The 22131-nt window shown below is 59.6% G+C and carries 17 protein-coding genes and 1 pseudogene; 8 read left to right on the top strand and 10 right to left on the bottom strand.

Going from position 1 to position 22131, the window contains the following annotated elements; genetic code table 11:
* Window positions 1–116: 116 nt before the first annotated feature.
* Window positions 117–808 (bottom strand): annotated as a pseudogene (locus ACNFG0_RS12920) (GntR family transcriptional regulator).
* A gap of 340 nt (window positions 809–1148) precedes the next feature.
* Here ACNFG0_RS12920 and ACNFG0_RS12915 point away from each other — a divergent pair.
* From ACNFG0_RS12915 to ACNFG0_RS12890, 6 genes are all read left to right on the top strand, one after another.
* Window positions 1149–1871 (top strand): GntR family transcriptional regulator, encoded by a 723-nt coding sequence (locus ACNFG0_RS12915; protein ID WP_416765124.1) that lies wholly within the window; start codon window positions 1149–1151, stop codon window positions 1869–1871.
* 94 nt (window positions 1872–1965) lie between these two features.
* Window positions 1966–3285, top strand: a complete 1320-nt coding sequence (locus ACNFG0_RS12910) for an NAD(P)/FAD-dependent oxidoreductase (protein ID WP_416765106.1) — start codon at window positions 1966–1968, stop codon at window positions 3283–3285.
* A gap of 184 nt (window positions 3286–3469) precedes the next feature.
* Window positions 3470–4798 (top strand): MFS transporter, encoded by a 1329-nt coding sequence (locus ACNFG0_RS12905; protein ID WP_416765104.1) that lies wholly within the window; start codon window positions 3470–3472, stop codon window positions 4796–4798.
* A 71-nt stretch (window positions 4799–4869) separates the two neighbouring features.
* Window positions 4870–5763, top strand: a complete 894-nt coding sequence (locus ACNFG0_RS12900; RefSeq protein WP_241106231.1) for a dihydrodipicolinate synthase family protein — start codon at window positions 4870–4872, stop codon at window positions 5761–5763.
* A 12-nt stretch (window positions 5764–5775) separates the two neighbouring features.
* Window positions 5776–7266 (top strand): aldehyde dehydrogenase, encoded by a 1491-nt coding sequence (locus ACNFG0_RS12895; RefSeq protein ID WP_416765101.1) that lies wholly within the window; start codon window positions 5776–5778, stop codon window positions 7264–7266.
* Between the two features lie 218 nt (window positions 7267–7484).
* A complete protein-coding gene (locus ACNFG0_RS12890; RefSeq protein WP_416765099.1) occupies window positions 7485–9230 on the top strand; it encodes an MOSC domain-containing protein in 1746 nt (581 codons plus the stop codon).
* Between the two features lie 118 nt (window positions 9231–9348).
* Here ACNFG0_RS12890 and ACNFG0_RS12885 read toward each other — a convergent pair whose 3' ends face one another.
* The 9 genes from ACNFG0_RS12885 to ACNFG0_RS12845 all read right to left on the bottom strand — a co-directional run bounded on the left by ACNFG0_RS12885 (window position 9349) and on the right by ACNFG0_RS12845 (window position 19585).
* Complete coding sequence (locus tag ACNFG0_RS12885; RefSeq protein ID WP_416765123.1) at window positions 9349–10152, bottom strand: LuxR C-terminal-related transcriptional regulator; 804 nt, start codon at window positions 10150–10152, stop codon at window positions 9349–9351.
* An 85-nt stretch (window positions 10153–10237) separates the two neighbouring features.
* A complete protein-coding gene (gene eutH, locus ACNFG0_RS12880) occupies window positions 10238–11470 on the bottom strand; it encodes an ethanolamine utilization protein EutH (RefSeq protein ID WP_416765098.1) in 1233 nt (410 codons plus the stop codon).
* A 96-nt stretch (window positions 11471–11566) separates the two neighbouring features.
* Entirely contained in the window at window positions 11567–12331 is a 765-nt protein-coding gene (locus ACNFG0_RS12875) for an SDR family NAD(P)-dependent oxidoreductase (RefSeq protein ID WP_416765096.1), read from the bottom strand.
* 356 nt (window positions 12332–12687) lie between these two features.
* Window positions 12688–14019, bottom strand: coding sequence for an MFS transporter (locus ACNFG0_RS12870; protein ID WP_196154721.1), 1332 nt, complete (start codon window positions 14017–14019; stop codon window positions 12688–12690).
* A gap of 53 nt (window positions 14020–14072) precedes the next feature.
* A complete protein-coding gene (locus ACNFG0_RS12865; protein ID WP_416765095.1) occupies window positions 14073–15467 on the bottom strand; it encodes an SUMF1/EgtB/PvdO family nonheme iron enzyme in 1395 nt (464 codons plus the stop codon).
* Entirely contained in the window at window positions 15464–16375 is a 912-nt protein-coding gene (locus tag ACNFG0_RS12860; RefSeq protein ID WP_416765094.1) for a LysR family transcriptional regulator, read from the bottom strand. The genes ACNFG0_RS12865 and ACNFG0_RS12860 overlap by 4 nt, the downstream gene beginning before the upstream one ends.
* A 136-nt stretch (window positions 16376–16511) precedes the next feature.
* The gene (gene leuD / locus ACNFG0_RS12855) at window positions 16512–17162 is read right to left on the bottom strand and encodes a 3-isopropylmalate dehydratase small subunit (protein WP_196146713.1); all 651 of its coding nucleotides are present in this window, start codon (window positions 17160–17162) and stop codon (window positions 16512–16514) included.
* On the bottom strand, window positions 17159–18592 hold the full coding sequence (gene leuC / locus ACNFG0_RS12850) for a 3-isopropylmalate dehydratase large subunit (RefSeq protein ID WP_196146712.1): 1434 nt from the start codon (window positions 18590–18592) through the stop codon (window positions 17159–17161). The genes leuD and leuC overlap by 4 nt, the downstream gene beginning before the upstream one ends.
* Window positions 18593–18685: 93 nt before the next feature.
* Entirely contained in the window at window positions 18686–19585 is a 900-nt protein-coding gene (locus ACNFG0_RS12845; RefSeq protein ID WP_196146711.1) for a LysR substrate-binding domain-containing protein, read from the bottom strand.
* Between the two features lie 272 nt (window positions 19586–19857).
* Here ACNFG0_RS12845 and ACNFG0_RS12840 point away from each other — a divergent pair, with 272 nt between their 5' ends.
* Both ACNFG0_RS12840 and ACNFG0_RS12835 read left to right on the top strand, forming a co-directional pair.
* The gene (locus tag ACNFG0_RS12840; protein ID WP_196154718.1) at window positions 19858–20922 is read left to right on the top strand and encodes an iron-containing redox enzyme family protein; all 1065 of its coding nucleotides are present in this window, start codon (window positions 19858–19860) and stop codon (window positions 20920–20922) included.
* A gap of 26 nt (window positions 20923–20948) precedes the next feature.
* A complete protein-coding gene (locus ACNFG0_RS12835; protein WP_230381046.1) occupies window positions 20949–22121 on the top strand; it encodes an aminotransferase class I/II-fold pyridoxal phosphate-dependent enzyme in 1173 nt (390 codons plus the stop codon).
* Window positions 22122–22131 lie beyond the last annotated feature (10 nt).

Genomic DNA, 22131 nt, shown 5'->3' with positions numbered 1-22131 from the left:
TGCATTGTGGTGGCAGGGCGTTGAGCCCTGTTTTTGTTGAAATTCACCTGCGTGCATCCGTGGTCGGCCAACGTCCGTCCATGGCGGGTATTGCAAAACTGTCTTACGAGCGCGTGTCAGCCGCTGTTGATATCGCGGGCAACGTCTTCAACCAGGCTTTGCGGGGCGATAAACAGCTGCATGTTGCAGCGCGAAAGCTCCCAGTGTTCGAACACCAAATCGACTACCGCGCCTTCGTCATGCCGGCTGAAAGCTTCAATGAAGCTGTCGTGATGCTCGATGGCCAAGTACAGGTGGCGCTCCATGTCGCTGTTTCGTGGACGGAAGAAGGTGTGGCCGATACGTGCGTGGTCGATTAACAGGCGGCCAAGACTGGGTTCGAGATAAGGGTTGCCAGACATTTCGCCCATGATCTCGTGGAAGCGGTTGTTCTCAACGACCATCGCCCGAGGGTCGCGAACTTGGCTCGCCGTGCGAAAACGTTCCTGGGTGGCATGCAGGTCGCGCAGTTGAGCGGGCTTGTAGTTTTGAACGGCAAGTCGTCCGACGGCGGCATACACCATGGGCGCCACCAGGAAAAAGTTACGCAGGGTGTTGTGGTTCATCGGTGCCACTCGGGCACCACGATGTTCCTGTATGTCCAGATAGCCTTCACCTGCCAGGCGGCGAAACACCTCTCGGACAGGGGTACGCGATAGCCCGTATCGTTCGCTTAGCCCCAGCTCGTCCAGCAATGGTCGGGGCTGAGCTCCATGGTCAGAATCTGGCTTTTCAGATCCTCGTACAGCTCATTTTTGCCGCCTCTCATGGAACTCCCCACCGTTCACCAAAACTCGGAGTGATCACTGTTTGATGCAGACTGGCACGGGATCTGACCCTCGTCAACGCGATTGTATTCTTTGTGTATACCTAAATAATTTCTAAAGAATACCCGCGAGCCTAGATGTCATCAGGCTTTGCGGCGGGTGTGCTGGACACCGCTATGGTCGTGGGTTGGCATGATATTGTCGCGGACAGAAATGTGCGCTTCGAGTCATCGTGATCACGCTTTACCGATGGTCGAAAAACCAGTAGACACATTGTCTAACGACCCCTATATTCATTATACAAATTGTAGACACAACAATATGAAAACCAAGAAAGCCGCCATGAAAGCAATCGCTGAGGCTCATCCACTGATCGGTGAAGTGCCGCTGGACCGCAAGGGCGTCCTTGCTGATGCCCTGCGTCGACGCATCCTGAGCATGGAGCTGGCACCTGGCGCGGTAGTCGATGAGCTGGCCTTGAGTGAAGAGTTCGGCCTGTCTCGCCCGCCGGTTCGCGAGTTGCTCAGACAAATCGCTGCAGAGGGCTACATCGAATTGGAAGCTAATCGCGCGCCTCGCGTGGCTGCGATGAACCACGATTCCCTACATAGCTTTTTCTTGGCAGCGCCGTTGATCTACATAGCGACGACCCAGTTGGCGGCGACACATGCAACTGTGCGTGAAATCGAGGGGCTCAAGGCCATTCAGGCGATGTTCCGCCAGGCCATTGAAGAGCGCGATGTGGAAAACCGTGTGCTCTACAACGATGCCTTCCATCTGGAGATCGGCCGGATGGCGCATAACGACTACTTGTTGCCCAGCCTGCGGCGCCTTCTGATCGACCACACAAGGCTGGGCAAGATCTTCTATCGACACCCGACCACTGATGACATGCAGCGCGACCTAGAGCTCGCCTGCCAGCAGCACGATCAAATGATCGAAGCCATCGAGCGTCGAGACCCTGAAACTGCCGGACAGCTTGTGCGCGAGCACTTCGAGTTGTCCCGTCGCCGCATGGCCGAGTACGCGGCGCCCCAAGGGATGGAAGTGGCACTGGCCTTATGAAGTAATGCTCACCGCGCGCCAATACCGGGCAGGATGCCGGGTATGGCGAGGCGTGATGAGGAACAGACGCTAACAACAATATCTGGTTCCTGAAATGACAAAGATCACCTCATTGCCCGCTGACGACACCACGTGTGGTTGGTACCACTTGAGCAAAGGACGGCAGATCAAAGCTCCGCACCGTGGGCACACCGCCGCACGGTGGGTTGTTGTCGGCGCTGGATTTACCGGGTTAGCTGCTGCACGTCAGCTGGCGTTGAATTTTCCGGATGACCAGGTCGTGCTGCTTGAGGCCCAGGAAGTGGGGTTCGGTTCGTCGGGACGCAATGCTGGATTTGCCATCGACCTGCCTCACGACATCGGCGCCGATGACTACATCGGTGACATCGCCATCGCCAGGACCACGCTAAAGCTCAATCTCAGCGGACAGTCATTCCTCAAGGAACTGGTGGACCGCTATCAGATCGATTGCCAGATGAAGCATTGCGGCAAGTATCAAGCTGCCGTAGAGCCACGCGGCATTGCCGTCTTGGATGCCTACCGGCGCGGCTTGGACAAACTCGATCAGCCTTACGAGATGATTGACGCCGATCAGCTTCCAGAGCATATCGGCACCCATTTCTACCGCAAGGCGCTGTTCACTCCGGGTACTTCTCTTATTCAGCCCTCGGCGTTGGTAAAAGGGCTGGCAGATAATCTGCCGCCGAATGTCACGCTGTATGAGCAGACGCCGATCACTGAAATTGAATACGGCACAAAGACCTTGCTCAAGCATGCCAATGGCTCGATCACGGCTGACCAGCTGGTCCTCACCACCAATGCTTTCGGTATGAGTTTCGGCTTCCTCAAAGGCCGCATGCTGCCGGTATTCACTTATGCCAGCCTGACCCGGCCGATGAACGAAGAGGAGCAGGCGAGGCTAGGCGGCAAGCCATACTGGGGCGTCATTCCCGCTGATCCATTCGGCACCACTGTGCGTCGCACGCCAGACAACCGTTTGTTGATCCGTAACAGTTTCAGTTTCAACCCCGACGGCCGTGCCAATCGCAAATACCTCGAACGCTTCGTGGTTCGTCATCGTGACGCCTTCGAACGTCGATTCCCGATGCTGCCAAACATGCCCTTCGAATACACCTGGGGCGGTGCACTTGCAATGTCGCGAAACCACATGGGGTATTTTGGAGAGTTGGCGCCTAACGTTTATGGTGCCCTTTGCTGCAACGGCTTGGGTGTTACTCGCGGCACCGCTACCGGCAAACTTTTGGCTGACTGGCTGGCCGGTGAAAAAAATGAACTGATCGATTTTGTTCGCCAGGCACCGGGACCGTGCGCGAATCCACCGGCGCCCTTGGTGTCGCTGGGTTTGAACCTGAATCTGAAATGGGGACAGTACCGCGCCGGAAAAGAAAGCTAAGTTAATTTAAGACGCTGTAACTTATTGATATTTGCCGGGCAAACATTTATCTGGCCTGCGGTTTCTATTGCGTGCTGTTTAGGGTCGAAGCGCACTTCGACAAGACGGAGCTGAATACGTTTTCAGCTTCGCGGGCCCGTTCGTCCTTAAACAGACTGCACGTTGGTCGTAGCAGGAGAAAACAATGACAAATTCCAATGTATCAATCGAAGACGTACCTATTAATCGTTTTCATCAGTTTCTGACGGTACGCTCTGGCGGCGGATCGTTCGTTGACGGCTATGTGCTTAGCATCGTTGGCGTGGCCATGGCGCAGATGTCCGTAGGGCTTGGCCTTTCCAGCTTCTGGCAGGGCATGATCGCGGCCTCGGCGCTGATCGGCATTTTTTTCGGTGGCTTCTTCGGCGGATGGTTGACCGATCGCTTTGGTCGCAAACGCGTTTTCTTCGTCGGCCCGACCCTGTTCGTTCTGTCCTCGGTCGCACAGTTCTGGGTTGAGTCGGCGCTTGCGCTGTTCTTGTTGCGCTTTGCCATTGGCATCGCGGTCGGCATTGAGTATCCGGTCGCCACTTCGCTGTTAGTCGAGTTCCTGCCCAAGAAGAATCGGGGCCCTCGTCTGGCCACCCTCACTGTACTGTGGTTCGCAGGCGCAGCTGTGGCCTACATGGTTGGGGAAGCGATTCTTCACCACGGTGGCGATGATGCCTGGCGTATGGTCCTGGCCAGTGCAGCAGTAGTCGGTGGCGTTTTGTTCATGTTGCGCCTTGGTACGCCTGAGTCGCCACGCTGGCTGATCAGTAAGGGCCGCAGCGCCGAGGCTGAGCAGATTATCAAGCGTGTATATGGCAAAGATTTCTCTCTGCGCAACCTGCCAGAAGAGCCCAAAACCCGAAAACTGTCGTTCCTCAGCCTGCTGCACTCCGGCTATGGCAAGCGCATGTTGTTCGTCACCATGTTCTGGACGTGCTCGGTCATTCCGGTGTTCGCCGTCTATGCCTTCGCCCCGAAGGTTCTCGGCGCGCTCAACCTCAAAGGTGAATGGGCGTCGATCGGCTCGGTCGCCATCACTTGTCTGTTCGTGGTCGGCTGCATCATCGCCACACGCCTGATCAACGGCCTTGGCCGACGTACCACACTGCTGCACAGCTTCCTGTGGTCGGGGCTGGCGTTGCTGGGCCTGGGCGTATTCAGTAGCGGTTCGGAAATGCTGATTTTGGCCTTGTTCGGCGCCTACGCCCTGTTTATCGGCGGTGCCCAAGTGCTGCAGCTTGTTTACCCCAACGAACTGTTCCCTACCGAAATCCGCGCTGGCGCGGTGGGTGTGGGCACCTCTATGTCGCGGGTCGGCGCTGCGGTCGGTACCTGGTTGGTCCCTATTGTCCTCGATACCTACGGAATCGGCGCAACCATGTATGCCGCTGCGGCAGTGACCTTCGTCGGCCTGGCGTTCTCCTTCGCGCTGGCACCCGAAACCCGATCGATGAATCTGCAACAGGCCGCCTCGCTCGCCTGACCTGAAACACAGCCGCCGCGGCGCGTTGCGCTGCGGCTTTCACTACCAAATGTATCCTTGGAGAATCTACCGTGAAATTTGAAGGCATCTACACCCCGGCAATCACTCCACTGGCAGCGGACGGCTCGATCGACAAAGCGGCCTTCGCCGAAGTGCTCGAGTACTTGGTCGAATCGAAGATTCACGGCGTGATCATCGGCGGCTCGACCGGTGAATACTATGCCCACACCACTCAAGAGCGCATCGAACTGGCTGCCCAGGCCAAGGACGTGCTCAATGGTCGCTTGCCGCTGATCGTTGGTACCGGTGGCATTCGTACCGAAGACGCCGTGGCTTTCGCCCAGCACGCCAAGGAAATCAAGGCCGATGCCCTGCTGGTCGGTACCCCGCCGTACGCGTTGCCGACCCAGCAGGAAATCGCGCTGCACGTCAAAGCAGTCGACGCTGCCGCCGGCCTGCCGATCATGCTTTACAACTACCCAGGTCGCATGAGCGTGAGCATGGGTGAAGAATTTTTCGACGCCGTAGCCGATGTGAAGAACATCGTCGCCATCAAGGAAAGCTCTGGTGACATGGCCCAATTGCATCGCCTGGCGATCAAGCGTCCGAACATCCAGCTCTCGTGCGGCTGGGACGATCAGGCCCTGGAATTCTTCGCCTGGGGCGCCAAGAGCTGGGTTTGCGCCGGCTCGAACTTCATCCCACGCGAGCACGTGGCGCTGTACGAAGCCTGCGTGATCGAGAAGGACTTCGACAAAGGCCGCAAGATCATGGCCGCCATGATGCCGCTGATGGACTTCCTCGAAGGTGGCAAGTTTGTGCAGGCGATCAAGAACGGCGTTGCCCTGAACGGTCTGAAGACCGGTGGCGTACGCAAGCCGCTGTACGACCTGGATGAGGCCGAGAAGCAGGAACTCAAGCGTGTGGTCACCGAACTGAAAGCCACCATCGCCCAGATCAAATAAGGAGCCTGGAACATGGCTGAATTGCTGAGCAAGGCACAATACGCGGCCATCGCTGCCAACCTGCAACTGCGTACTAAGGCGTTCATCGACGGTGAGTTCCGCGATGCCATCTCCGGCCGCACGTTTGTAACCACCAATCCGGCCACCGGCATGCAGCTGGCCGAGGTTGCGGCCTGCGACGTGGACGATGTCAACCTAGCAGTGGCCGCGGCCAAGCGCGTTTTCGAAGCAGGTACTTGGTCGAAGATGCAGCCGAACGACCGCAAGCACGTGCTGCAGAAGTTCGCCCAACTGCTGGAAGACAACGCCCACGAGCTGGCGGTCTTGGAAGCGCTGGACAGTGGCAAACCGGTCAGCGAGTGCCAGACCGTCGACGTGCCGGAAACGATTCACACCATCCGCTGGCATGCCGAGCTGATCGACAAGATCTACGATGCCACTGCCCCGACCGGCAACGCTGCTGTGACCATGGTCGTGCGCGAAGCCATCGGCGTGGTCGGCCTGGTGCTACCTTGGAACTTCCCGCTGCTGATGCTGGCCTGGAAGATCGCCCCGTCGCTGGCCGCCGGTTGCTCGATCGTGGTCAAGCCAGCGAAGGAAACCACTCTCAGCGCGCTGCGCGTGGCCGAGCTTGCCCACGAGGCTGGCATTCCTGCAGGCGTTTTCAATCTGGTGCCTGGCGGTGGGCGTGAAGTGGGCGAGGCAATCGGCCGCCACATGGACATCCCGATGGTCAGCTTCACCGGCTCGACCGACACCGGCCGCCTGTTCCTGAAATACGCCGCCGAGTCCAACCTCAAGCGCATCGTCCTTGAGCTGGGTGGTAAAAATCCGGCCGTAGTCATGAATGACTGCGAAGACCTCGACGAGGTGGCCCAGTACGTAACCGCTGGTGCGTTCTGGAACATGGGTGAGAACTGCTCCGCTTCCTCGCGCTTGATCGTGCACAAGGACGTAAAAGACCAGCTGCTGGGTCTGATCGTCAAGCACCTGAAGGACTGGAAGTTGGGCGACCCGCTCGATCCGGACAACCGCTTGGGCGCCATGGTCAGCAAGTCGCACTTCGAGAAGGTGAAATCGTACCTGGAATACGCGGCCGAGCAGAAACTCAGCATCGTTCAGGGCGGCGAAACCGAGGAAGGCGTGTTCGTGCAACCGACCATCGTCGACAACGTTGGCCGCGACAACAAGCTGTTTGTCGAGGAAATCTTTGGCCCGGTGCTGAGCGTGACCAGCTTCGAGACCATCGATGAGGCGATCGAATTGGCCAACGACACCGTTTACGGCCTGGCGGCTTCGGCTTATACCGGCAGCCTGCGCAACGCATTGCGGCTGTCGCGAGAAATCCGCGCCGGTGTCGTCACGGTCAACTGTTTCGGCGAAGGGGATGTAACTACGCCGTTCGGTGGTTACAAGGAGTCTGGCTTCGGTGGGCGGGACAAGTCCATCTGGGCCCATGATCAATACACCGAGCTGAAAACCATTTGGATCAACGCTTCGTGACTGGCGGGACGTGGGTGGTGCAATCGCCTGCGTCCTGATCCCGCGCTGTTCTGACGGAGTTCTGTGCGGACCCGGCCACTGCCTCTCCGGGTAGTGGCTTTTTTGCATCGGTGGCGAGCGACTGGGTGATCGGCATTGCATGCATCCAAAAATTCGGCCCCGTCAGGTCACGCTGAGCTTCAAGTAATTCCTACGAATTTGTGAAGAGGGCATGTCAGGTGGCTCACGTCGTTTCGCTGTTCCGCTATCCAGTAAAGGGCTTCGAGGGTGAAAAGCTGGACAGTGTCTCGCTGGAATACGGGAAAGGTTTTCCAGGCGACCGTGCGGTAGCCATTACACGAAGTGGAACGGCGGCTGGCGCCCCCCCGTATCAGCAGCTCACGACCAATCCGGCTCTTGTTCATTTTCTACCTGGCAAAAACCTGGGCGCAGCGACGCTCCATGAAAGGCAGCCAGTGCCTCGTGGAGATTTGTTGAGCGATCCAGAACTACTGGCGGAATTTTTTGGTGTGCAAGCACGCATTGTTCATCGAAACGATTGTCTCGGCCATTGGGATTTTGACGATTCGGCACTGTCCATCATCAATGTGAGGACAGTACAGGCGTTATCGACGCTGATGGGTGTACCGATCGATCCCATGCGTTTTCGAGGCAACATCTATATCGATGCAGAACCATTTTCGGAATTCGGATGGCTTGGCAAAGGTGTAGATTTTGGTCAGTCCCGTCTCTCGATTATCCGGCCAATCAAGCGCTGCCGAGCGACGTCGGTAAACCCGCAGACGGGCGAACTGGACATGAACATTCCCGCCCAACTGAACCGACATTTCGGTCACATGTATTGCGGTGTCTATGCACAGGTCGAGCAAGCAGGAGCGCTACTACCTGGCGATAGAATTTCAGGCACGCAGGCGCATTACGCCGAAAGGCTGGCAATAGCAGCCAAGGTTCCGAAAGCACCAGCGTTGGTCTCCTGGCCGCGTCCTGCAGAAGTCGTTGAGATTTGTGAGGAAGCACCGGGCATTCGCTCAGTATGGCTCCGAGATCCCCTGGCCGTGCTTGGCTCGCTGGACAGCTTTGTGGCTGGGCAGCATGTTGCAGTTCATCACCTGGCAGCAGATGGCACGTGGCGCCGCTACACCGTGTCAGGCATCAAGGATGATCGGTTACGTATTACGGTAAAACAGGGGAGTGGTGCCGGCTCCCAAGCTATTCATGCCTTAGAAACAGGGCAGCCTCTACATCTGACAGGACCTTCCGGGCCAGATACGTTCAACTTGGACGCTCCAGCTAATCTCTTTCTTACAGCGGGGATAGGCATAACCCCGACGGTCACCAAGCTGAAAGCACTCGTGGAAGCTGGTTACCCGCATCCTGTACGTGTCGTGCATACCGTGAAATGCAGCGACGATTTAGCGCTGTGGAATGAGATTACCAAGCTGGTTGGACAGCTGAGCCAAGGTTCTATCGCTTTGCATGTAACCCAGGGGAAGAGTGGAATTGAAGGCGCGATCAAATACAGGCCGGACATATCCGCGTTGGTAACCGATGCTGTCAAGAGTGGAGCTGCCATCCATGTTTGCGGGCCTGAAGGCTTCCAGGATCAAATACAGAGCAGCGTGATTCAGGCGGACGCTGCCGATCGGTTGCACATGGACAGCTTCGCAACCCCCGATAGTCCAGTTGAGATGCGCAAAATTCCTGAGTGTGGGCCATTCCAGGTCACTTTCAGCAGGTCAGGTGTCTCTGCAACATGGCAACCCACCGATGGGACGCTCCTAAGCTTCGCAGAAGCCAAGGGGCTGGTATTACCTGCCCATTGCCGGGCTGGCTTATGCCAAACCTGTGAGTGTGCCGTGTTGGACGGAAAAGTTATTCCGCTGATTGACTCTTGTAGAGCTAAATCTGGGTATGCGCTCATGTGCGCATCCGTACCTGGGAGTGATATCAGCATTGATTGTTGAACCAGAGGTCAAGGATAGGCCTGCTGCGGAGTTAAAGCAGATTGGATTCTCCAGGGCTCTAGCTCGATGGCGTCAAACGAACAATCATCCTGAGAGGCGAAAATCAATTGCCATCAGGCTAACTGTTTTTGATGAGATAACTGATAAACAAACGAAACAACTCCGCATTCCCTGCAATGCCTAAGCGCTGCCAGATATTATGCCGGTGCACTTTCACTGTGCCTTCCGAAATCCGAAGCTCGCGAGAGATTGACTGGCTGCTATGTCCCTGCAGGATAAGTTTGGCCACAAGCCGCTGGGTTTCGGTCAACTGGCCCTGAAGGATATCGACAAAGGCGTCCTCCAACTGGCTATCCGATTCCTGCGGATCTGCCAAATCGTGTGCGTGAGCCAGGCTCAGGTGCTGGCTAAATATGGCATCAATCACCGGCGTCAGTGCCGTCAGCCACTGCACTTCTTCGGCCTCGAACGGGCCCTTTTCGAGGCCACGCATCAGCGAATACACCAGTGCAGTACGTGGTCGTATCGGGACGATGAAACCAATTTCCTCAATCAAGCTACCGTGGTGCGTCGAGACGCAGGGGTGGATGTCATGAGAAATGGAGAATCCGGAGGCGAAGAAGCTGTCTGGGGCCAACTCGCTCATGCGCCAAAGACCAGAGGGATGGTTGTTGGTACAGGCAACGTAGAACGGGTCGAGCAGATAGCCGCCGCGCAGGTACGCTTTTAGTGTACGTTCGGCTACCCGTTGATTGTAGCCGTCATGAATCAGCAGCGCGGGCTGGTTGAAGCGAAACAGGTAGGCGCAGCTCATGTCGAAATCGACCACGCCCTTGAGCGCGGCGTCGAGGGCCGGGCCCAGGGTGTCGCTGCCGATGCTGCGGATGACCGCGCCCAGGCGGTCGGCGTTGTCGCTGTTCATCGCGGTGGCCCGTGCGGGGTGGGAGAAGGCGCAAATGCCGCTCGGCTGTGCAAGCCCGAACGGCATTGAACGATGCCTGGCCCTGTCAGTGCAACGGTGCATTGGCGGGCAGCAGGCCGGCCTCTTCTTCCTGACGGCCCAGCTCCAGTGCCTTGGGCACCGCCAGCCAGTAGGCCAACAGCATGCCCAGCAGGCCACCGGCGAGTTTGCCAATAATCAGCGGCCCGATCAGCGTGGGCTGGAAGTTGGCCGAGTAGGCCAGGTGATCGCCAAAGGTAAAGGCGGCGCACACGGCAAAGGCAATTACCAGCACCTTGTCTTTCGGTGGCATGTCGGCTACCAGGCGGAACATCGCCAGAATGTTGGCCGAGGCCGCGAGGATTCCGGCCGCGCCTACCGGTGATAGGCCGAGTTTCGACGCCACTTTCTCGATCGGCTGCGACAGGAAACGTTTGATCAGGTAAACCATCGGGAACGCACCGCACAGCATGATACCCACGTATCCGGCAATTTCGAGCGCCCGGAACTGGTCTTGCTTGTCAGCGATGATCGGGGCGAAGCCCCAGCCACCGAAAAGCGAAGTGAACCCGCCGGTGAAGTACTCGACGATCGAAGCCACCAGCACCAGCGTCACGGCGGCGTACATCAATTGCCCTAGCTTGAGGAACAGGCTGACCATGAGGTTGGGGAAGTAGCGCAGTGCCGCTGCCAACGCCACGCAGAACAGGATCAGCGGTGACAGGTTGCGCAGCAGGGTCGGCAGGGTGAAGTGCAAGGCCTGGGTCGCGGCGCCTGCCGTAGCGATGTCTGGGCGCACGCCCAGGCCCATGGCCTGCATACCCATGGCGATGAACACGATGCTGATCGGAATGCTCAGCAACCCCGCCATGATGCCCAGCGCCATGTACTTGTGGTCGGCCTTGTTGAGCATGGCCAGGCCCACCGGGATGACGAAGATCACCGTCGAACCGCACTGGAAGCCGGTGATCAGGCCGAGGATCCAGCCTTCGGGGCTGTGGGACAGCGCCTGGGCCAACTGGTAGCCGCCCAGGTCCGAGGCGATGAAGATCGGCCCGGCAATACCGGCATCGGCGCCCATGGCCAGGAACAGCGGGCCGATGAACTGGCTGATGAAATTGGAGATGAACGGGATGGCGGCCATTATCCCGGCCACCGGGATGAAGATCGGACCGATGCTGTGCAGCCCGGCGGTGAATTCCTTGGCCAGCTCGGATTCCGCGTTGATGATCGATGCGATCGCGCCGATCACGGCGCACACCATGATCACGTAGATGACGTAAGTGCCTATGTTTTCCATCTGCTGCCTCTATCTTGTTGGAATTGGCTTGGGGGCAGAATTGAAAGGTGTTGCTGTTCTTGTTGTGGGAGGCCGGCAGCACGCTGCCGCCAGGCGTTACATGGCGGTGTAGGCGTTGTCGACGAACAGGTGCGAGCCACTGACGAAGCTCGACTCGTCACTGGCCAGAAACAGCGCCGCGTTTGCAACTTCGCTCGGGTCGCACAGGCGCCCCTGCATTGTCTTGATCGCCTCGTCGGACGCATCCACGCCATAACCGCGTAGTAGGTCGAGCTCGCGCCGACCATGGGCGGTTCCGATGAAGCCAGGGCAAATGGCATTGCTGCGGATGTTCTGGTCGCGGTATTCCACGGCTAGGGCGCGGGCGAACATGTGACAGGCGCCCTTGGTGGTGCAATACAGCACCTCCATGGGCGTGCCGACTACGGCGGAGATCGACGAGGTGCAGATCACGCTGCCACCGCCAGCGGCAAGCATGCCCGGCAATACGGCCTTGGTGACTAGAAACATGCTTTTGACATTGATGCTCATCAGCCGGTCCCAGTCGGCTTCGCTGGTTTCCAGGAACGGGCCGGCGGCAATGATCCCTGCGTGGTTCATCAGCACGTTGATGGAGCCGAAATGCGCCTGGCCCTTAGCCACAGCACGATGCACTTGGTCGGCCTGGGAAACGTCGGCGGCAACGAACAGCGCCTGGCCGCCTTCGGTATTAATACGTGCAGCCACGGATTCGCCTTGGCTGGTCGGCAAGTCGAGGATGATCACCTTGGCGCCTTCGGCAGCGAACAGTTCTGACGCTGCCAAGCCACAACCGCCCGCGCCGCCGGTGATCAGTGCCACTTTGCCTTTCAAACGATCCATGGATATTTTCCTCGGTTGTTATGGTTGTGTTCCCAAAACTAGAGCCGAGGTTGAGTGCGGTAAATATACCTCAGGGTATAGCCAGGTTTACTGAGCTTGGCTTACTCCTGAGACGGCGATGCGTTGTAGCCCACCGACGGTATCCGCAGGTCCTCAACGCTCCGACAAATCTTCCAACCACGCAGCATCCGAAATTATCTAGGCTGGGCACTACAATTGCTGATCGGCAGGGTCGAGAGAAGAGATTGAGCAAGCCGGCTGCGCAATGAGAGTCGCCACTGGCTAATGCCGGTCAGTTAAGCAATTGGGGCTGCATAGCAGCCCTTTTTGTTGATCTGTTACGCATGCTGTAACCATCAGCTCTTGGGCGTTCGGTGGCCCTTACGGTCATCGGGCAGCCCCCACATGACCACGCCTGCGCATAGGAAGCAGAACGGCGCCAGGACGAGCATCCCCATGTAGGTATTGCCCGTCATGTCATTGATATACCCCACCAACGTCGGTGCCACGATACCGCTCACCTGACCGATGCTATTGATGGCGGCAATGCTGACCGCAATCGCCAAGCCATCGAAGGCCTTCTGTGGGATGGTCCAGAAAATCGGAATGGCGATGAAAATGCCGGAGGTGGCCAGCACCAGGAAAGCGGTCAGCGCATAGGTCTGGCCATTGAAGCCACATGCCGCCAAGTAGCCGACACCCCCTACCAGCATGCAGCCCCAAAGATAGCGCTTGCGTTCCCCGCTGGCATCCGAGCGGCGTGTGACTATGACCATGCCAATAGCCGCGAACAGATAGGGTAGGGCTGTCAGCAGGCCCACTGCCAGTGGGCTGCTTGCTCCGGCTGCGCTGATCAGGTGCGGCATCCAGAAATTCAGCCCGTAGGCCGTCAGTTTGATCATGAAGTACACGCTCGCCAGCACCAGCACCTCCCGCGTGCACAAGACCTTGAGCAAAGGCGCCTGCCGTGGCGGCTCGATGCTTCTGTCGTTCTCCAGATTACGCAGCAGTACGGCTTTTTCATCTTCCTTCAACCAGGACGCGGAGCGGATGTCGGCGTCGAGCTTGAACAGCACCACAACCCCCAGCAGCGCGCACGGCAGCCCCGAGAGGACGAACAACCAGTGCCAGCCCGCGAGGCCGAGGAAGCCGTCGAGGTACTGAAGGATCAGCCCGGACAGCGGAGCGCCGAGCATGCCCGACAGTGGTATCGAGAGAAACCAGATGCCGTTGATGCTCGCCAGGTGTTTTTTGGGAAACCAGCAGGCCAGGTAAAACAGCAAGGCGGGCCCGAATCCGGCTTCCATCACGCCGATTAGAAAGCGCAGGAAGTACAAGGTGTATTCGTCGTAGGCGAACACCAGGCAGGCCGTGGCGATGCCCCACGACACCATGATTCGGCAGATCCAATTGGGTGCTCCGTACTTTTTCAAGCCGTAGCTGCTGGGCACCTCGAACAACACATAGCCGAAGAAGAACACACTGGCGGCGAAGCCATAGGCAGCATCGCTCAGGCCCAGTTCTGCCTGCATCTGGGTCTTGGCGAAGCTGATGTTGATGCGGTCGAAGTAGGAGAAAAGGAAGCAGATGATCGTCAGCGGCAGTATTCGCCAGGCAATGCGCCGGTAGAGCAGCAGTTCGCGCAGGTCCGTCTCAAGCTCGGTTGCTCGTGGTGCCAGGGTAGTCATGGCAGTTCTCCTGTTTGTAATTGTTGGAAGGAGCCTTGCAGCGGGTGTAGCGACTACAGGATGCGGGCCAGGCGGAAGCCGATGTTGCGGGCACGCCCGTCTTGCTTGAAGGCAGCACGGCTGGCTGAGCGGACGAAGGCGGGGACGTTACTCCAGGAGCCACCACGGATCACGCTGCGCTCGCACAAGGGGTCGGTCCACGCTCTTTCATCCCTGGGAGCGCCGGTGTAATCGGCGTGCCAGCAGTCGGCGGTGCGTTGCCAGACGTTGCCAAGCATGTCGTATAGGCCCCAGGGGTTGGCTGGGAATGAGCCGGTCGGTGCGGTATTTACCCACTGATCAGCACCTTCGGCTCGGCCCGGGCAGCGTATCTGCTGCGGGCAATCGTCCTGGCCGTAGTTGGCATAGCGACGGGCGATGTCGTTACCCCAACTGCGTGCGGTGGTGGTTCCGGCCCGGGCGGCATATTCCCATTGCGCTTCGCTTGGCAAGGCATAGCGCTGCCCGGTCTTGTCCTGCAACCAGGCGATGTAGCTGGCGATATCCGCCGTGCTGACGTTGATCACTGGTCGTTCGCCGCGCCCGAACCCCTCGTCGTTAGGGCGATAGCCGGCGCAACCGCCTTCGCTCAGGCATAGGTCCCATTGAGCGAAGGTGATGGGGCGCGTGCTGATGGCGAATGCGTGGTCGATGGCCACCACATGCTGTTGTTCGTTGCCGAAACGTCCTGCTTCGTCCGTAGGCGAACCCATGACGAAGCTGCCGGCGGGCACTGCGATGAGTTCCGGGCAGCCCACCTCACAGTCGCTGAAGCGCGGGCCGGCCTGGGCATGACCTTCGAGCTGTTGTTGCAGCGCTCGCGCCTGATACCTATCGATGGCAGTCTGCGGCTGCTGGGCGGCGAGGTAGGCGGAGAGGTTGTCGATCTGTGCATCGTCCAGGTGGCGGGTCGCGGTGTTCATCACCGGGTCGGTACGCTCGGCGCTTCTGAAGCGCCGAAGCTGGCGCGCCAGGTAGCTTGCTTTCTGCCCTGCAAGCGTCGGGTAGTCGCCCGCACCACCAACCCCGGCCATGCCGTGGCAGGCACTGCAGGCCGGGACTTTGGCGCTCTGGTCGCCCGCGGCGTACAGTTCGCCGCCAGCAGCCAGGTCAGCCGCCTGGCTGTTGGCGGCCGGAGGTGTAGCACAGGCCTTGGGCTGTGCCGCTACCCGGCCACCTTGGCTGACACAGGTACCGCTGGGCACCATGGTCCATTCGCTCGGGTCGCGATCGTGCTGCGACATACCCGAGCAGGAGTGGAAGCAGGCAGTGTCTGCGCAATCGTTGTGACCCTGCATGGCCACGCCATAACACACTTCCATCGCTTCGGGTGGCGTCTGCGTGGCCTGAGCGTGTGCCGCAGCCAGGCCGGAAAGTGCCACTGAAACCAGCATTTCGCGCACGTTCATGGGCGCGCCGCCATTGCCAGGCGGCCGTGGCCAAGCGATGTAGGTGGCGGCATGCCTTGCAGGCGCAGTAGGTGGCTGTACAAGGCCTGTGCGGGAGGGCACAACCGCTCGCTATCAAGGGTGGCGATGCGCAGGTCATATGCCGACCATTCGTCTTCCAGAGGGATGGCAACCAGGTCGAAATGTTCGCGGACTTCCTCATAAAGCCGTCCGGACATGATGCCGATGCCCAGGTTGGTTGCCACCATACGGCATAGCGACTTGACGTCCGGCACATGGCCGCGCATGTCCGGGGCGTCGTGGTGCAGGGTTTCGTAGCGTTTGTAGATCGAGGTGTAGGCATGCATGCCGATATGGGGATAGGGCAGGGTCTGTTCGAAGTCGATAGGCCCGGCGCTGGCAAGCGGATGGTCCGGTGCGGTGATCAGCACCAGGCGGTCACTGCGGTAGGGCTCGCCCGGCAGTCGTTCGGTGCCATCCAATGAGACGAAAATTGCCAGGTCGGCTGCGCCGGATGCCATGACGTCGACCAGTTGCTCGCTTTCGCAAGCCTGCAGATCGATGCGCACATGACCATGAGCCTGCATGTAATCGGTCAGGTCGGCGGCCAGCGACTGGCCGATGGCTGATGGGCTGGCGATGATCCGCACCCGGTCGTTGGCGGGCAACTGCCGGACCAGATCCTGGTGGATGTCCTGTACGCCTTGCAGCATCTGGCGTGCATGGCGCAGCAGGGTATGCCCGGCATTGGTCAGTTGCATGCCTTGGCCGTTGCGCAGGAACAGTGAAGCGCCCAAGGCCTTTTCCAGGCTCACCAGACGCTTGCTGGCGGCCGAAAGGGCGATACCTTCCCTACGCGAAGCGCGGGTCAGCGTGCCTTCTTCACTGATTGCGAGCAGCAGTTTCAAGGTAACGAGGTCAACATGGTACAGGAGGCTAATCGGGCACATGGCTAATCCTTGCTTGCGGCCGGCGGCCGGCTTTTCCATCAGATGGCCTGGCTCTGGTTATTGTTGGCTCAGGCCTCAGGCATCAGTGCTGGTCTCAGGCCAGACGTTGCAGCAACCAGGGAAAGCGCGCCAGATGGGCCGCTTCGAAGTCCCTGATCTGTCGTTCCTGCTGCAGTGTCAGACCGACATCGTCCAGGCCGTTGAGCAGGCAGTGCTTCTTGAAGGCATCGATCTCGAACTGGGCGCGCCAGCTGCCGTCGATGGTCTGCACGGTCTGGGCGGGCAGGTCCACCTGCAGTTGCATGGGCGAATGCTGGGCTTCGTGCCTGAACAGCCAGTCGACCTCGCTTTCGCTCAGCACGATCGGCAACAGGCCGTTCTTGAAGCAGTTCTGGAAGAAAATGTCGGCGAAGCTTGGGGCGATCAGCACCCGAAAACCGTACTGCTCCAGCGCCCAGGGCGCATGCTCGCGCGAGGAGCCGCAACCGAAGTTGGTGCGCGCCAGCAGGATCGAGCAGCCTGCATAGCGCGGCTGGTTGAGGACGAAGTCCGGGTTGAGGGGGCGGGTCGAGCAGTCCTGCCCAGGCTCGCCGTGATCCAGATAGCGCCATTCGTCGAACAGGTTCGCAGCGAAGCCGGAGCGACGGATCGATTTCAGAAACTGCTTGGGCATGATCGCGTCGGTATCCACATTAGCGCGGTCCATGGGCGCAACGATGCCTTGCAATGTGTTGATCGGGTTCATTGCTGGCTCCTGTGAAATTCACGAACATCGACGAAGCGGCCAGTGACGGCGGCGGCGGCGGCCATGGCCGGGCTGACCAGGTGGGTGCGCCCGCCTTGGCCCTGGCGGCCTTCGAAATTGCGGTTGGACGTGGATGCACAGCGTTCGCCAGGTGCCAGGCGGTCATCGTTCATGGCCATGCACATAGAGCAGCCGGGCTCACGCCATTCGAAGCCGGCAGCCTTGAAGATGACGTCCAGGCCCTCCGCTTCAGCCTGGCGTTTCACCAGGCCAGAGCCTGGCACCACCATGGCGCGCTTGATGGTGCTGGCCACCTGGCGGCCATTGACGATAGCCGCTGCCTCGCGCAGGTCCTCGATGCGTGAATTGGTGCATGAACCGATGAAGATCTTGTCCAGCGGAATCTCGGCGATCGGGGTGCCGGCAACAAGGCCCATGTAGGCCAGGGCCTGTTTGTAGCCCTCGCGCTTGACCGAGTCCTGTTCCTGCGCCGGGTCGGGCACGTTGCCGTCGACCGCACTGGTCATTTCAGGCGACGTCCCCCAAGTGACCTGTGGCTTGATGTCTCGTGCGTCGATGTAGACGCTGTGGTCGAAATGGGCACCCGGGTCCGAGTGCAGTGTCTGCCAGTAGGCCACGGCCTGATCCCATTGCGCACCGGTTGGGGCCAGGGGCTTGCCGCGCACGTAGTCCAGGGTGGTCTGGTCGAAGGCGATCATGCCCGCTCGCGCACCCGCTTCGATCGACATGTTGCACACGGTCATGCGCTGCTCCATCGACATGGCGGCGATGGTACTGCCGCAATACTCGATGGCGCAGCCAGTGGCACCCCCGGTGCCGATCAAGCCGATTACAGCAAGGATCACGTCCTTGGCGGTGACCCCGATGCCCAGCGGGCCGTCGATCTGAATGCGCATGACCTGCATCTTGCGCGCCAGCAGGGTCTGGGTAGTCAGCACATGCTCGACTTCGGAGGTGCCGATGCCATAGGCCAGGCAGGCGAAAGCGCCGTGGGTGGAGGTGTGCGAATCGCCGCATACCACTGTCATGCCCGGCAGCGTGGCGCCTTGCTCCGGGCCGACCACGTGCTCGATGCCCTGCCGTACATCGTCCATGCCCAGGTAGCTGATTGCGTTGCGGTGGGCATTGCTGGCAAGGGTCTGCACCTGCAGCCGCGAGAACGGGTCGCTGATGGGGCTGCCATCACGCGGGCTGGTCGGTACGTTGTGGTCGGCGATGGCCAGGTTCGAACTCGGGCGCCACGCCGAGCGGCCGCGCATGGCCAGCGCTTCGAAGGCTTGCGGGCTGGAGACTTCGTTGATCAGGTGGCGGTCGATGTACAGCAGGCCAGTGCCATCGGCACTGGTGCTGATCAGGTGGGTTTCCCACAGCTTGTCGTACAAGGTCCGCGGTGTGGCCGTTTGAGACATGGGAGTGCTCCTTGCAGGTGTCTCAAAATGTTACCAACGCTTCCGCAGGCCAGACGTGTCATATGCACATGGCTCCCATGCCGGTTGTTGAGGTCAATGATCCGCGAGGTAGCTGATCAGGCCGCGGGCGGTGGCGGTCAGGCGGGCGCTTTCGCGCGAGACCACGATCAGCTTGCGGGTTGCCCAGGCCTCGGTGATAGGCACGATCTTCAGGTCCAGTGCGCGGGTGTTGTATTCCGCCACCAACTGCGGCACCACGGCGACACCGAGCTCGGCGTGGACCATTCGGCACAGCACGTCGAGGCTACGCACCTGGATGGTCAGCGACAGGTTCAGACCTTGCTCGGCGGCCTGGCGATTGAGTAGCTTCATCAGGCTGGTCTCCGGGCCCAGGCCCACCAGGCGCTCCTGAGTGATGCTGCCCAGGTCGACCGAGCTGAGCGAAGCCAGGCGATGCCGGGGTGGCACGATCAGCACCAGGCGGTCGGCGCGATAGGGGCGTGCTTCCATGCCTGCGGGCAAGTCCTGGGCATTGCAGATGCCGATCTCCGCGGTGCCCTCTTCGACACTGCGCAGTACCTCGGCGGAGGCGATTTCGTCCACGCGGATGTCCACTTCCGGGAACGTGCGCTGGAAGGATGCAAGGTCCTCGGGCAGGAACTGCACGATCGCCGACAGGTTGGCGGCAATCTTCACCGACCCTTTGGCGCCCACCTGAAACTGCGAAATCTCGGCGTTGAGATTTTCCAGGCTTTCGAGCACGGCACGCGCGTGGCGAGCGAGCATCTCGCCGACTGGGGTTACCGAAATCCCGCGGGACTGACGGTGGATCAACGGAGCGCCAATGAGTAGTTCGAGGTCGGAGATCCGTCGGCTTACGGCGGAGGGCGTAATGCATTCTCGCTCTGCAGCGCGGGCAATGTTCTGTTCCAGGTAGACCGCAAGAAACAGGCGCAGCGAGGTCAGGTCGAACTTACGCGTTAAATTGGTCACGGTAATAAACGGTCCTTGTTTATATTATGTTTTTTTGTTATTCGCACGAAGCGCAATTTATCGTAGCAGCTCTCGGTGCCCGTGCCGAATGAAACTTTTGTTAGCCCCCGTCGCCAGCACGGGCCTGCGCCAAGTGTTGAAGGGCCTTGAAAATTGGCGAATGGCTAACAGCGTTTGAGTCTGGCTAAGGTACGCCCTGAATTCGACGAGTGCGCCAACGGCATCAAACCCGTTGGGCAACGTGCTCGAGATTATCCAGGGAGAGTAAGGTTATGAATCACGTCGATGATCTGCTTACGTTTATCGAACGCTACCAGGTGCACGGCAGCGCCGGACGCGCGCCCTATCTGCTTGATCAGCCGCTTCGCCAAGCGGTTCTGGACCTTTGCCAGAGCCTTCAGAAACGTGGCTTTGCGGCAGATGCCGAAGCGCTGCAAAAGATCAACGCAGTATTGGCGAATATATATGAATATCGCTTCTCTCTGCCCGGTGCCAACGCCGTTGATATTGATGTGTCATCACTGTTCTCGGATATCTGCGCCCTGCTCGAACCGGTGATTCTTGAAGCTGAAATTGCCAAGATTCCCGCCGATATATTTGATCAACTGCCCACGACCAGTGAAGCTTTCGTTGAATGGCTGAAGCAATACATCATTCAACACCCGGCCGGCTCTCATGCCTTCTTCAATTATCTGAAAGATGAATCCAGCCGTGAGGGCATGAAAATGTTTCTTGCCCAGGAAACCACATTGGACCCACGTTTCGATGACATCCTGGCCTTGATGCAGGTCGGCGTGACCGGGGCCGAGAAGATGGAAATTGCCAAGAACTATTTCGATGAAATGGGCAATGGCCAGGAGGACGAAGTGCATACGGTCCTGTTCAGCAAAGCGCTGACTGCGCTGGGTATCGACCAGTCCTACATCGACCGGATCTTGCTGCCCGAAGCCCTGCTGTGCGGCAACCTTTCCGCCTGCCTGGCCTTGAGTTCGCGTCATCACTACAAGGCCATTGGCTATTTCGGTGTCACCGAATTCCTCGCCCCTCGCCGTTTCAAGAAGATGGTCGCTGGCTGGCGCCGCCTGGGCCTGCCTGAAGCGGGCGTGGAATACCATGACCTGCATATTCGCGTGGATGCCATTCATGGCAAGGGCTGGTTCGACAATGCGATCGAGCCCGCCGCCCGACGTGACCCCGCCTTGATCAAGGAAATCCTGTTCGGTGCGCTGATCCGCCTGAGCTCGTCGCAAGCCTACCTTGACCGCCTGTTGCAGACGGTCAAGGGGCTGGGTTACGTGCAAGCGGTGCGGGCGCACGTCGACAGCGCCGTGGCATGAGGGGCGGTGCGATGGATAGCCCTGTCATGACGTCCCCGCGTCCTGCTTCGGCATCGCTGGGGCTGGAGCGCCTGGCAAGCTCGCAACTGGTAGGGGTTGCCCGCGAGGCATTTTCCCGCACCGGTGTGGACTTCCTGTGTTTTGGCGAAAGCGACCATCCTTGCCCGACAAGCACGGTACAGGCACTGACCCAGGCGCTGCAGCAAGGGCACACGCGCTACCCGGATATCCGCGGTATCCCGGCGCTTCGTGAAACGCTGGCGCACTACCTCAGCGGGCTGCACCAGGTGGCGGTGGACGAGTCGCGCATCGCGGTGACGGCATCGGGCATGGCCGCGCTGAATGTGGCGTTCGCCAGCCTGGTCCAGGCCGGCGACACCGTAGTGGTGATCGGCCCGTGCTGGCCCAACCCCTGCAATCTGGCGCAATTGCGCGGTGCACGGGTCAGGCGGGTGGCACTGCGCCAGAGCGCCAGCGGTTTCCTCCTCGACCTTGAAGAACTGCAAGCAACGCTGTGGGGCGCCAAGGTGCTGGTGTTGAACTCGCCGAACAACCCCACCGGCTGGACCGCAAGCAAGGACCAACTCCGCCGCATTCTGGCGATGTGCCGGGCCCTGGGGGTCTGGGTGGTAAGTGACGAAGTCTATTCCCGCCTGACCTACGACGGCCGCGCTGCGGCACCTTCCATGCTCGAAGTGGCGGACGAAAATGACCGCCTGATCGTTTGCAACAGCTTCAGCAAGGGCTGGGCCATGACCGGCTTCCGGGTCGGTTGGCTGGTGCTGCCGCAGGGCCAGCGCGATGCGATCGGCGAGGTGATCGAGCTGACCCACTCAGGGGTGGCACCTTTCAACCAGCTGGCTGCCATGGCTGCCTTGGGCGATACCGACTTCGTCGAGGGCTTCAGGGCCTATTGCGCGCGTGGCCGGGCCATTGTCAGCGACGCCTTGGCCGGGCTCGACAATGTCGTCTACAGCCCGCCCCAGGCGGCGTTCTATGCCTTTCTCAAGGTGCGCGGCCTGCGCAATAGCCATGACTTCGCATTGAACCTGGTGCGCGAGCATGGTGTGGCATTGGCCCCAGGTACGGCGTTCGGCGCCGATGGGGAAGGCTATCTACGCATCTGCTTCGCCCAGAAACCGGAATTGCTCGAGCGAGCCATGACCAAGCTGGTCAAGGCCCTGGGCCAGATTGCCTGAAACAGGAGGT

Source organism: Pseudomonas sp. NY15372 (assembly GCF_048068215.1).
GTDB lineage: Bacteria > Pseudomonadota > Gammaproteobacteria > Pseudomonadales > Pseudomonadaceae > Aquipseudomonas > Aquipseudomonas guariconensis_A.
The sequence above is the reverse complement of the archived record's forward strand: the minus strand, read 5'-3'. Positions and strand labels throughout refer to the sequence as shown.